Source organism: Klebsiella terrigena (assembly GCF_006539725.1).
GTDB classification, from domain to species: domain Bacteria; phylum Pseudomonadota; class Gammaproteobacteria; order Enterobacterales; family Enterobacteriaceae; genus Klebsiella; species Klebsiella terrigena.
In genome coordinates, this window is sequence record NZ_BJNO01000009.1 from 157,355 (window position 1) to 168,107 (window position 10,753).

Annotated in this window: 9 protein-coding genes; 1 reads left to right on the forward strand and 8 read right to left on the reverse strand. The window is 58.7% G+C overall.

Annotation, left to right across the window (positions count from 1 at the left end; genetic code table 11):
• Nucleotide 1: 1 nt before the first annotated feature.
• The 8 genes from hflK to nnr all read right to left on the reverse strand — a co-directional run bounded on the left by hflK (nt 2) and on the right by nnr (nt 9,331).
• Nucleotides 2-1,258, reverse strand: a complete 1,257-nt coding sequence (gene hflK / locus RTE01_RS12790) for an FtsH protease activity modulator HflK (protein WP_041143714.1) — start codon at nt 1,256-1,258, stop codon at nt 2-4.
• Nucleotides 1,259-1,323: 65 nt separating this feature from the next.
• Nucleotides 1,324-2,604: a ribosome rescue GTPase HflX gene (hflX, locus tag RTE01_RS12795; RefSeq protein WP_041143713.1), complete on the reverse strand. Its 1,281-nt coding sequence runs from the start codon at nt 2,602-2,604 to the stop codon at nt 1,324-1,326.
• A gap of 195 nt (nt 2,605-2,799) precedes the next feature.
• Nucleotides 2,800-3,108: an RNA chaperone Hfq gene (gene hfq, locus RTE01_RS12800; RefSeq protein WP_041143712.1), complete on the reverse strand. Its 309-nt coding sequence runs from the start codon at nt 3,106-3,108 to the stop codon at nt 2,800-2,802.
• A 98-nt stretch (nt 3,109-3,206) separates the two neighbouring features.
• The gene (gene miaA, locus RTE01_RS12805) at nt 3,207-4,151 is read right to left on the reverse strand and encodes a tRNA (adenosine(37)-N6)-dimethylallyltransferase MiaA (protein WP_134525146.1); all 945 of its coding nucleotides are present in this window, start codon (nt 4,149-4,151) and stop codon (nt 3,207-3,209) included.
• Complete coding sequence (mutL, locus tag RTE01_RS12810; RefSeq protein ID WP_141335066.1) at nt 4,144-6,009, reverse strand: DNA mismatch repair endonuclease MutL; 1,866 nt, start codon at nt 6,007-6,009, stop codon at nt 4,144-4,146. The genes miaA and mutL overlap by 8 nt, the downstream gene beginning before the upstream one ends.
• 10 nt (nt 6,010-6,019) lie before the next feature.
• Nucleotides 6,020-7,357: an N-acetylmuramoyl-L-alanine amidase AmiB gene (gene amiB, locus RTE01_RS12815; RefSeq protein WP_041143709.1), complete on the reverse strand. Its 1,338-nt coding sequence runs from the start codon at nt 7,355-7,357 to the stop codon at nt 6,020-6,022.
• A gap of 11 nt (nt 7,358-7,368) precedes the next feature.
• Nucleotides 7,369-7,827, reverse strand: coding sequence for a tRNA (adenosine(37)-N6)-threonylcarbamoyltransferase complex ATPase subunit type 1 TsaE (tsaE, locus tag RTE01_RS12820; RefSeq protein ID WP_041143708.1), 459 nt, complete (start codon nt 7,825-7,827; stop codon nt 7,369-7,371).
• Complete coding sequence (nnr, locus tag RTE01_RS12825) at nt 7,820-9,331, reverse strand: bifunctional ADP-dependent NAD(P)H-hydrate dehydratase/NAD(P)H-hydrate epimerase (RefSeq protein ID WP_166793703.1); 1,512 nt, start codon at nt 9,329-9,331, stop codon at nt 7,820-7,822. The genes tsaE and nnr overlap by 8 nt, the downstream gene beginning before the upstream one ends.
• Before the next feature lie 13 nt (nt 9,332-9,344).
• Here nnr and queG point away from each other — a divergent pair, with 13 nt between their 5' ends.
• Nucleotides 9,345-10,484 (forward strand): tRNA epoxyqueuosine(34) reductase QueG, encoded by a 1,140-nt coding sequence (gene queG / locus RTE01_RS12830; RefSeq protein ID WP_141335068.1) that lies wholly within the window; start codon nt 9,345-9,347, stop codon nt 10,482-10,484.
• Nucleotides 10,485-10,753 lie beyond the last annotated feature (269 nt).

The window sequence follows — 10,753 nt, forward strand, 5'->3', positions numbered from 1 at the left end:
GTTATTCCCCCTGACGCTGGTAGTCGTTACGCTGCGCGTTAGCGCGACGTTGGTCCATAATGTTGCCATCCGTAGTGGTCGACGTGGTGCTGGCGCTGCTTGAGCTGGAAGCAGGCGGCAGGCGCAGCAGATCGTTCGCACCGCTGCTATTGCCCTTTGCTGCCGGCGTACCGGCGCCTTTTAGCATCTGGTCCAGAGGCAGAACCATCAGATTGCCGCCCTTATCGTTAACCAGCACTTTACGGGTATGGCTCAGCACTTTTTCCATGGTTTCGATATACAGACGCTCACGGGTAATCTCCGGCGCGGCTTTGTACTCAGGCAGGATCTTCGCAAAGCGCGCGACCTCACCCTGAGCTTCAAGAACGGTCTGAGTCTTGTACGCACGCGCCTCTTCGAGGATACGCTGCGCTGCACCGTTAGCTCGCGGCTGCACTTCGTTGGTATAAGCTTCGGCTTCACGGATGTACTGCTGCTCGTTCTCACGCGCGGCAATCGCATCATCAAACGCGGCCTTCACCTCTTCCGGCGGACGTGCCGTCTGGAAGTTGACGTCCAGCAGGGTAATACCCATATCGTACGGGCGAATCGTCTCTTCCAGCTCGCGCTGGGTATCGCTACGAATCACGGTACGGCCTTCAGTCAGAATACGGTCCATGGTGTACTTGCCGATAACGCCTCGCAGGGCGCTGTCGGTTGCCTGACGCAGGCTATCGTCGGCGCTGGCAACGCTAAACAGGTAGCGTTCTGGATCGGTTACCCGATACTGCACGTTCATCTCAACGCGCACGACGTTTTCATCAGACGTCAGCATGACGCCAGAAGCCGCCAGTTCACGTACCGATTCAACGTTGACTGCCTGAACGTTATCGATAAAGGTTGGCTTCCAGTTAAGACCCGGCTCAACCAGATGGCTGAATTTACCAAAGCGAGTCACCACACCACGTTCCGCTTCCTTGATGGTATAGAAACCGCTGGCTGCCCAGATAATAACGGCGGCTGCGGCAACGATGCCGACAATGCGTCCGCCCATAGGCCCGCGAGGTCCCTGAGAGCCGCTAGCGCCTCCCTGTCCCCCTTTGCCGCCGCCGAGACCGCCAAGTTTTTTACTTAACTTGCGGAAGATATCATCCAGATCGGGCGGCCCCTGCTCGCGACCACCTTTATTGCCATTTCCCCCGGAGTTGCCGCCTTGGTTATTGCTGCTCCCCCACGGGTCGCGGTCCTGTCCGTTATTACCGGGCTGATTCCACGCCATGTATATGCTCCATATTTGTTTTTGATATCCCCACAGGGGTTAATATCTTCAGGCAAGCTGCAAGGTCAAATCACGTAATCAACCAGCGCTGGCTCTTGTTTACAGAGGCGACGCCAGTCAACGATCGGCATGCGCACCTGCAGACTCACGCTGCCGTCATCCTCCAGCCACTCTTTTTCTATCGCCTGAAGCTGATAGAACCGACTTCTCAGTCGCCCTTCCTGCGGCGGTAAGCGCAGCGTGTGCTGAGCCACTTCACCGGAAAGCCGTTCCGTCAAAGCCTGAAAAAGCAGCGGTACCCCAACTCCGGTCTGCGCAGAGAGCCAGACCCGAATCGGTTTATTCTCTTCATCCCGGTCGATACGCGGTTCAAAATCGTCAAGCATGTCGATTTTGTTCATCACCAGCAGCACCGGGATCTCATCGGCCTCGATTTCAGCGAGAACCGTATTCACGGCATCAATGTTTTCCTGCAGACGGACGTCGGCTGCGTCAATCACGTGCAGCAGCAGCGTCGCCTGACGCGTCTCCTGCAGCGTGGCTTTAAACGCGGCGACCAAATCGTGCGGCAGGTGACGAATAAAGCCTACGGTGTCCGCCAGCACGGTTTCACCTACGTCAGTGACGTCGATGCGGCGCAGCGTCGGGTCCAGAGTCGCGAACAGTTGGTCCGCCGCGTAAACCTCAGCTTCGGTTATCTGGTTAAACAGCGTTGATTTCCCGGCGTTGGTGTACCCCACCAGCGACACGGTGGGAATATCGGCTTTGGCTCGTGACCGCCGTCCCTGTTCACGCTGCTTTGATACTTTTTCCAGCCGCCCGAGGATCTGCATAATGCGGTTACGCAGCAGTCGACGGTCAGTCTCGAGCTGGGTTTCACCCGGGCCACGCAAACCAATCCCGCCCTTCTGTCTTTCAAGGTGGGTCCAGCCGCGTACCAGGCGCGTCGCCATATGGCGCAGCTGCGCCAGCTCAACCTGAAGTTTCCCTTCGTGGGTGCGCGCTCGCTGGGCGAAAATATCTAAAATAAGTCCTGTACGATCGATAACCCGGCATTCGCACAGCTGCTCCAGGTTGCGTTCCTGGGCTGGGCTCAGGGCATGATCGAACAGCACGACCGACGCGCCAGTCGCTTTTACGGCTTCCGCAATTTCGACAGCCTTACCTTCACCAACAAAATATTTCGGGTGCGGTGCTTTACGGCTACCGGTAATCACCTGCATTGCTTCGACACCGGCAGAGGAGACCAGGGATTCAAACTCCTGAAGGTCTTCCATATCTTTGTCTTGCGAAAAATAGATGTGTACCAGCACCGCCTGCTCACCGGCATCATAACGGTCAAACAAGCGTAAACCCCTTCTAAAATACCAGCGGGGAACAGAGTCACTCGTGGTCTTTCTGGCTGCGTGAGTATTGGCCTTACTCGTTTACCCCAGCCATTTACGGCTGTAAACGCCTGGGGATTCACTACATACCGCCTTCCTGCAACCCAAACTCATAGAGTAAAATCTGGCTCCCCGCCTGGAAAAACAGCATTAACCTTACTCGGCGTCTTCGCTGTCTTGCTGCGGCGCAGAAGAACCCTGCGCGCTACCACCGTGGTGATAGTTGCTTGTACCGCCGCCAGCATTATTGCTGTGGTGAGACACCGGGCGAGACGGAACAACGGTAGAAATTGCGTGCTTGTAGACCATCTGGCTGACCGTGTTCTTCAACAGGATCACGAACTGATCGAAAGACTCAATTTGCCCTTGCAGCTTAATACCATTCACCAAATAAATAGAAACCGGAACGCGTTCCCGACGCAAAGCGTTCAGGAACGGATCTTGTAAAGATTGCCCCTTAGCCATTCTCTCTTTTCCTTATATGTATGCTTGTTTTGTACTCAGAACCTTACGATTCTTAAAAAAAATTACGCACGATACCGTTTAATTGTACACGTTCAGTCCTAGCTCGCACCAACTACCTGTAATACTTTGTTGAGCGCCTGTTCAGGTTGTTCACTGTCTAACCAGTGAATATCTTCCCAGCCGCGCAACCAGGTTATCTGACGCTTGGCTAACTGTCTCGTGGCGCAAACACCTCGATAAACCATTTCATCATACGGGATCTCGCCATCAAGGTATGACCACATCTGGCGATATCCTACACAACGAATGGAAGGCATATCCGTATGCAAATCTCCGCGGGCAAATAGCGCCCGTACTTCTGCTTCAAAACCCGAAGCTAACATCTGATGAAAACGCTGTTCAATGCGCTGATGGAGCAGTTCCCGGCTCGCCGGGGCGATGGCGAACTGATGCACCTTGTACGGCAGAGCGTCTCCCGACGTTTGCGTCAGTTCCGTTAAAGTTTTACCCGAAATGAAAAAAACTTCCAGTGCTCGGGAAAGTCTTTGCGGATCATTTGGATGAATACGCGCGGCGGCGACGGGATCGATCTCCTGTAGCTGCCGGTGCAGTGCGTGCCACCCCTGCTCTGCTGCCTGTTGCTCAATCTTTGCTCTGACCTCAGGATCTGCCGACGGTAGCGGCGAAAGCCCTTCCAGCAACGCTTTGAAATACAACATTGTTCCGCCAACCAGTAGCGGAATACGCCCGGCAGCGACGATATCCGCCATTTCTGCCAGCGCATCGCGACGAAAGTCCGCCGCGGAGTAAGCCTCTGCCGGGTCGAGAATATCCAGCAGTCGATGCGGCGCTGCACTCAGCTCTGCCGCCTCCGGCTTGGCCGTACCAATGTCCATTCCACGATAGATAAGGGCGGAATCGACACTAATCAACTCTACCGGTAAAATTTTACGCAAAGCAATGGCCAGCGCCGTTTTACCGGAGGCCGTTGGGCCCATTAAAAATATTGCCTTAGGCAGGCTCGCCTCAGTTACATCACTCATCTTTCAGGGCATTCATCGCCGAATTCAGGTCAACGGGTTGTAACAGGCCACCCGGCGGAGCTTTTACCAGCTGCGGACATAAACGCTCTACGTCCGCCAGCACGCTAATCGCCTGCGCCATATTCCACTGCGCGTGCTCGCTCGCCAGATTACGCGCGATCCACTGCGCGATGTCACCGACGTCAAATGCGTTTCGCTGCGCCAGGTAGCCTATCAGTTCAGGAATCAAGATTTGTAAATTTTGTTGTCTTAAGGGTAAAGGCACCGCGCGAACCGTCAAATGCTGCGCATCGGACTGCAGATCGATACCCAAAGTCACCAGCGCCGCCTGCGCTTTCGCCAGCGCGTCCTTTTCCGCGCCCGAGACCTTTAGCCGCAGCGGGATCAGCAGCGGCTGTCCGCATACCGGCTCCCCGGCGGGTGTCAGCTGGGCCTGACGCAGCCAGCGTTCGGCCACCGGCAGCGCCAGAAGCGCCAGCCTGCCGTTGCGCTCCAGCAGCGCGCAATCACCCTCAACGATGGTCAGCACGCGGCCAAAGCTTTGGCTGTGCCCGGATAAACCTTCCGCCGCGGGCGCCGGGGCGCTACTTTTACGCTCGGCGGCCGGCGTCTCGAGCAGCTGACGATACAGGGCCCCCTGCTGCTTTTGGTATCCCGGCTGCGCGTGCGGCCAGCCGGTGCTGGCTCCGCCAGACGAGCTGGAAGGCTCGCGCGGCGTTTCGCGGCCGTAGCGCGCGGCGGCTGGCTCTCGTGCGGAAACCGGCTGAGCAAAATGGTTAGCGCCGGCCGCGATCCGATTCTCCGGTATCTGCAGACGCGGCGGCTGGCCCTCATCCTCTCCCGCCAGCGGCGCGCTGAGCTGCTGCTGGAGGACGCTGAGCACCCCTTGATAGATAAAATCATGGACCAGCCGGGACTGGTGAAAACGCACTTCATGCTTCGCCGGATGGACGTTGACATCCACCTGGTGCGGGTCAATCTCAAGGTACAGGACAAAAGCCGGCTGCTGATCGGCCCCGAGCTTATCTTCACAGGCCTGGCGAATAGCGTGGTTGATCAGCCGATCGCGCATCATACGGCCGTTGACGTAGCAGTACTGGATCTCCGCCAGCGCCGGATTGGTATGCAGCGGATCGGCCACCCAGCCGCTGAGGGTCAGATCGCCGTGCTGCCACTCAATCGCCAGCGCCTGCTCGAGGAACGGCGTACCGCAGATAGCCCCCAGCCGCCGCTCGCGCTGTCCGCCCGCGGGTACGGCGCGATACTGGCGCATCGCCTTGCCGTTATGGCTGAGATTAATCGTGACGTCGAAACGCGCCAGCGCGATGCGGCGGACGATTTCATCGATGTGGTTGAATTCCGTCTTTTCGGTACGCATAAACTTGCGGCGTGCCGGAGTGTTATAGAACAGATCCAGCACTTCCAGCGTGGTGCCGACCGGGTGCGCCGCCGGCTTGACGGTCACGTCCTGATCGCGCCCTTCGGCGTAGGCCTGCCAGGCCTCCTGCTGCTCCGCCGTGCGGGAGGTCAGGGTCAGCCGCGCCACCGAGCTGATACTGGCCAGCGCTTCCCCGCGAAAGCCAAGGCTGATGATGGCTTCCAGATCGTCAAGAGAGGCAATTTTACTGGTGGCGTGGCGAGCCAGCGCCAGCGCCAGCTCGTCCTTTTTGATGCCGCAGCCGTTGTCCCGAATGCGGATAAGCTTCGCGCCGCCGCGTTCGATATCAATATCAATTCGGGTCGCGCCGGCATCAAGGCTGTTTTCGACCAGCTCCTTAACCACCGACGCCGGACGTTCCACCACCTCCCCTGCGGCAATCTGGTTGGCGAGCTGCGGCGGCAGAACCTGAATCGGCATGACTGACTCCTTAATTTATCAACGTCCTGCCAGGCGACGCGGCGCTGGCCGTTTGTGCGGGCTCGCCGCGCGGGGCTGATTGCAGCGGGTGCTGCATAAAGTAATTACGCAGACCGTTATAAATCGCTTCGGCAAGCTGCTGCTGATAGTTGTCGCTGGCCAACAGCCGCTCTTCGCCGGTGTTGCTGATAAAGCCGGTTTCGACGAGGATCGACGGAATATCCGGCGAACGCAGCACGCCAAGGCTGGCGTGTTCCGGACGGCGCTTGTGGAGATCGCCGACCCGCTGCAGCTGGCTCAATACGTTAGTCGCCACATCATACCCGACGCGCTGGGAATGGCCGAACTGTAAATCCAGTACCGCCTGGCTCAGGTAGGGGTCCGACTGGCTGTTCGCCAGCACGTCGCCCGCGCCGCCGAGCAGCTCGGACTGCTTCTCATGCTGCTCAAGCCAGCCCGCCATTTCGCTATTGGCGCGACGGTTAGACAGCACCCATACCGACGCGCCGGTCGCGTCACGGTTCGGCGCCGCATCGGCGTGAATCGACACCAGGAAGTTGGCATTTTGCTTACGGGCGACGTCAGAACGACCCATCACCGAAATAAAGTAGTCGCCGTCGCGGGTCAGCACCGGCTTGAACAGCGGATCGGCGTTCAGCAGCGTACGCAGCTTGCGGGCAATCGCAATCGTCACGTTCTTCTCTTTGGTACCATCCGGGCCGATCGCGCCCGGATCCTGGCCGCCGTGGCCGGCGTCGATCGCAATAATGACCTTATCGTCCGTCGCCACCGCGCGCGCGGCCGGCCGCGTCACGGGCTGACTCTCAGTCATCACCGTTTGCCGTTCGTTACCGGATGACTTAAACGGATTGCGCGCCGGCGCCACCGGCACCGGACGTGGGGCGATCGTCGGCGTCTCCACCCGCTTCACGACCGCCGGAGGCGGTGGAGGCGGCGGCGGAACGTCGGCGTTAATCGTGAACACCACGGTATAATTAGAGCCGTTTTGCTGCTTCACCGCGCGGGTTTTACCGTCTTCCGTCAGGTCCACCAGCAGGCGCAGAGACTGGGTATCCTGCGCGGCGCCCGCGCGGATGCTTTTCACCAGGTTGCTGCCGCTAAACAGCAGCGGTAATCCCTGCAGGGTGCCGGTCTGCTTGATATCCAGCGCCACCGTGCGTTTGCCCTGCGGGCTAAAGGAGTATTCGGGATCGCCGATAAAGCTAATGGTAATACGGGCCTGCCGATCTCCGTTAGAGACCTGGATATCGGATAAACTTGCCGCAAGGGTCTGCATGCTAAACAGCATCAGCGCAGCGGCCAGCCAGGGGGTTATGCGATATTTCATCCCGCGATCCTTCAGGCTAAACGCGCCAGTAAAGACTCACCCAATGAGGAGACTGCCGTTACGCGCGCCTCACGCCCTTGTGCCTGATACTCAAGATGAATTTCGACATCCGGCTCGGGCAGCACGCCCGCGCCCTGCTGCGGCCATTCAACCAGGCAGATAGCATCGTCAGTAAAATAGTCACGGATCCCCATAAACTCGAGCTCTTCGGGGTCCGCCAGGCGGTAGAGATCAAAGTGATACACCATCAGGTTTTCGAGGGTGTACGGCTCCACCAGCGTGTAGGTAGGGCTTTTGACATTCCCGCGGTGGCCGAGTGCGTGTAAAAAGCCGCGGCTGAAGGTAGTTTTACCCGCGCCTAAATCGCCATACAGATAGATGACCGTGGCGCCCGTGCAGAGCCGTGCAATGCGGTTGCCAAGGTCCAGGGTTGCCTGCTCGTCGGGTAAAGGAATCACTCGGTTAATCATGGTCTACGTCAATCACATCCGGGTTAACAACACGCCTGAGCGTGGAAAAGAGATCGGTCGCCAGCATCCCACGGGTGCCATCTCTGGCAGCCAGTCGGTCTGCGGCTTCGCCGTGCGCCACGCAACCGGCGCAGGCAGCATCATACGGCGTCAGCTTTTGCCCTAACAGAGCGGCAATAATGCCGGTGAGCACATCGCCCATTCCGCCGCTGGCCATACCGGCATTGCCGGCATCGATAATACCCATCTCGCCTGCTTCACTGGCCACCACCGTCCCCGCGCCTTTCAGCACGACCACGCCACCATAACGTTTTACCAGACGTTGAGCAGAATGTAAGCGATCGCTTTCAATTTCTGCCACGCTGCAGTCAAGCAGGCGGGCGGCTTCGCCGGGGTGTGGCGTCAGCACGCGATTGTGACGTTTATCGGCATTGATTGCCAGCAGGTTCAACGCATCCGCATCCCACACCATCGGTTTCGTAAAGCTCTCCAGCTGGCGTAGCGCCCGCGTCGCCCATTCGCTTTGACCGAGTCCCGGCCCGATCGCCACCACATCAGCCCACTGCAGGCTATCATCGAGGCTCTGCGGCGTGAGCGCATCCACCATCAGCTCCGGCCTGGCGGTAATAATCGGGGCAATATTTTCCGGATGAGTCAACACCCGCACGAGCCCCGCTCCCGCCCGCAGCGCCGCTTCTCCGGCCATCCTGATGGCGCCAGCGGTGCCGCGGTCGCCGCCAACGATCGCCAGCCTGCCGTGATCGCCTTTATGGGAGGTCGCGCGGCGCGGCGGCAGCCAGCCCGCCAGCTGCGAGGCATCAAAGCGCGCCAGCGGGAACCGTTGTCCGGCAAGCCAGCCGTCGAGGCCCAGGGAGTGGTAGTGCAGCTGACCCACCGCGTCGCGGGCTTTACCGGTCAGCAGCCCCGGCTTGAGGGCGATAAACGTTAGCGTGTGCGCCGCATGGATCGCCGCTCCCGGCGTGGTTCCGGTCTGCGCATGGAGCCCGGAGGGGATATCCAGCGCGACTATCGGCGCCGGATGCGCATTGGCGCGCGCGATAAGCTCGGCGGCAGGCCTGCGCGGAGCGCTGCGCAGGCCCGTGCCCAGCAGTCCGTCAATAATCAGCGAGATCGCTTCCGGCCAGGCGATATCCGCCGCGTGGATCGTCCCGCCGGCGTTGAGCCACTCTTCGCGTGCGGCGTGCGCCTCCTCCGGCAGCGGCTTCTCGCTCTCCAGCGCCAGCAGCGTCACCTCAATCCCTTCCGCCTGCGCCAGGCGCGCAACGACGTAGCCGTCGCCGCCGTTGTTGCCGTGGCCGCAAAGAATCAGCCAGTTCTGGCTGCCAGGGTAGCGGCTGCGCGCCAGCTGGAAAGCCGCTTCGCCGGCCCGACGCATGAGCTCAAAGAGGGTCAGCCCGAGGCTATCGGCAGCCTCTTTTTCCGCCCGCTGGAGCGCCTCTGCAGGGCAGATGAAGTGTGGTATACTGACAGGGTTTTTCGTCATTGTATGGTCCATCATGTTACAGCCCCTCGATCTCAATAAGTTAGCGCAACAAATCAAGCAATGGGGCACTGAACTCGGGTTCCAGCAGGTGGGTATTACCGATACCGATCTCAGCGTCAGCGAACCCAAACTGCAGGCATGGCTGGACAAACAGTACCACGGAGAGATGGAGTGGATGGCGCGCCACGGCATGATGCGCGCGCGCCCTCATGAGCTTCTTCCCGGTACGTTACGCGTCATCAGCGTACGGATGAACTACCTGCCCGCGAATGCCGCTTTTGCCCGCACCCTGAAAGATCCCGCGCTTGGCTACGTCAGCCGTTATGCCCTTGGGCGTGATTATCATAAGCTGCTACGTAACCGCCTGAAAAAACTCGGTGAGATGATCCAGGACCAGTGTGCTTCGCTCAATTTTAGACCGTTTGTCGATTCCGCGCCTGTTCTGGAGCGTCCTTTGGCGGAAAAAGCAGGCCTTGGCTGGACGGGCAAGCACTCGCTGATTATTAACCGCGACGCCGGCTCGTTCTTTTTCCTCGGCGAGCTGCTGGTGGATATTCCCCTGCCCGTCGATCGTCCGGTCGCCGAAGAGTGCGGGCGCTGCGTCGCCTGCATGACGATCTGCCCGACCGGCGCCATCGTCGAGCCCTATACCGTCGACGCCCGCCGCTGTATCTCCTATTTGACCATTGAGCTGGAAGGCGCTATCCCCATCGAGTTCCGCCCGCTGATCGGCAACCGCATATACGGCTGCGACGACTGCCAGCTGATTTGCCCGTGGAACCGCTTTTCCCAGCTTACCGATGAAGAGGATTTCAGCCCGCGCAAAGCGCTGCATGCCCCGCCGCTGGTGGAGCTGTTTGCCTGGAGTGAGAGTCATTTTCTGAAGGTGACCGAAGGATCGGCAATTCGCCGCATCGGCCATCTGCGCTGGTTACGCAATATTGCCGTGGCGCTGGGAAATGCGCCGTGGGATGAAGCGCATCTCAAGGCGCTGGAAAGCCGCCGGGGCGAGCATCCGCTTCTCGATGAGCATATCGAGTGGGCAATAGATCAGCAAATCGCCAGGCGTAGCGCCGGCGCGGTTGAGGTGCAGTTGCCGAAGAAACAGCGGCTGGTCAGGGTGGTCGAAAAAGGTCTTCCGCGAGACGCCTGATTCATTCACAGGCTGTGAATAAAAACAAAAACACATTGCGTTTCAACATGCACACGAACGTCAAGTGATCGTATTAACACTTTGAAATGAAATTTTATTGTTAAATTTCAATGAGATGAATTGATACTATTCAAAAGTCGAAGTTTTTCCGCAACGCGTCGTTTGCATTTAACCTGTGGATAACTCTGTTTACAGTATTTTCCGGTATTCAACGGAAGGCATCCCCGGCGCGCTATTGCACTGTGGATAAATTGAGTATGAGGAAGAAA